At 41.1% G+C, this 1,734-nt stretch carries 1 protein-coding gene and 1 pseudogene; both read right to left on the reverse strand.

Annotated elements, in window-relative coordinates:
* Positions 1-91: 91 nt before the first annotated feature.
* Positions 92-949: pseudogene (locus M3661_RS29705) on the reverse strand (IS3 family transposase); the annotation flags it as partial.
* A gap of 17 nt (positions 950-966) precedes the next feature.
* Positions 967-1,662, reverse strand: a complete 696-nt coding sequence (locus M3661_RS29710; protein WP_251491261.1) for a helix-turn-helix domain-containing protein — start codon at positions 1,660-1,662, stop codon at positions 967-969.
* Positions 1,663-1,734: the final 72 nt, after the last annotated feature.

The following is a 1,734-nucleotide window of genomic DNA, read 5'->3' on the forward strand; positions in this document are numbered from 1 at the left end:
TGAAGTGCTCCCTGTCAAGTGGACAGTTTAAAAAACAAAAATGGTTAGTTTAGATACCTCAGCTCATATGAATAGAGCTGAGGTATCTTTATTATGAAGCTCGTCGGTACTCGTTAGGTGAAAAGCCATCCAAACGCTCTGTGTAGCGGTGATTGTTGTAGTAGTGAATATATTTGCTAACATCGCTGAGGACATCTTCATAGGTATCAAACTTTGTTAGATAATAGCTTTCTGACTTATAAGTACCCCAAAATCGTTCAATCGGTTGGTTGTCCAAACATCGGCTCACACGAGACATGCTTTTCCTAAATCCATATTTTTCATGAAGTCGGTTATACTCATGAGACGTGTACTGGAAGCCTCTGTCGCTCTGTAGAAGTGGGGATACGCCAGGATTCTTCGCGTAAGCCTTTTTTAGCGTGTCCATCACGAGTTTATTATTGTTAGAATGGCCTAATACCCATGAGACAATGGAATTATCATATACATCAATAATGGCACTCAAATAGGCCTTGCGCCCATTCCCATACTTCAGTTCTGTCACATCTGTACACCATTTTGAATTAGGGGAATTGGCATCAAAGTTACGCTTCATTACATTTTCAGCTACATGGATCTCCGAGGCCTTCACATAACTTGGTCGCTTTCTGCGAATAACCGCTTTGAGCCCGAGAGCACACATGATTCGGTAATAACGCTTTTTGTTGTATTTCTTTTTGAGCTTTCGGTTTAATTGCGTTCGCATTTGGCGATAGCCAAGTATCCCTTTTCGCTTGTCATAACGAAGCTTTACTTCCTTGGCCAACGCATGGACTTCAATCTCCGTAGCGGATGGCGTCCATTTTAACCACTTGTAATAGGCAGATCGAGCAACCCCAGCTAATGCACACAACTTCGTAATTGCGTAACCTTTTTCCTTGTGCAGTTCTTGAATCGCTTGATACAAGTCTACTTGCCGAACGAGGGTTAGCGTGTATTTCGTCGCTTGATCTCCGCCAACTTTTTTGCGAAGGCATTCTCCATTTCTAGGTACTCATTTCGCGCTTCTAGCTCTTTAATCCGCAGCTTCAGACGTTCATGCTCATCTAGTTCTTCTACAGGCTTTTTGCCACCGCGATTGTCCTGAAGAGCCTCCTCACGGCCAGCTTGATATTTCCGCACCCATGTGTACACTTGCTGATAAGATACACCGTACTTCTCGATCGCTTTCTGATAGTCCAAGCCATTAGCAATGGTATATTGTGCAATTTCAATGCGTTCATCGAAAGTTGTTTTACGCCCCTTGTTCATATGAGATAGTCCTTTTCCTTTATGTGTATGTGTAGGTTTCAATTCTATCTCATTAGTATACTTGGAAATCCATTTCGCCAAAACACTTCTACTCGAAATATGATGTTTCTTTACCGCTTCTTCTACAGAGGAATGACCAGACAATACATCATTAACCGCAGCTAGTTTTAATTCATTTGAGTATATTTTCCATGTTCTTGATTCCTGTAACCCATCTAAACCATTTTCTCTATATTTCCTTATCCATTCTTTAACTGTGTGATAGCTAACACCTAGCTGATTCGCTTCATAGTTTGGATTTGACTTGTGCTCAAGGCACCGCTGTACGACATGTAATTTTACTTCTAATGATACTGGACTTCTTTTAGACATTAGAAAAACTCCCATCATTGTAGCAGTAGAAGTTTTGTTTTTCCTACTGTCTACTATGATGGGAGCATATCA

The organism is Paenibacillus sp. MER 180, from assembly GCF_023713665.1.
In the GTDB taxonomy this organism is placed as follows: domain Bacteria; phylum Bacillota; class Bacilli; order Paenibacillales; family Paenibacillaceae; genus Paenibacillus_B; species Paenibacillus_B suaedae.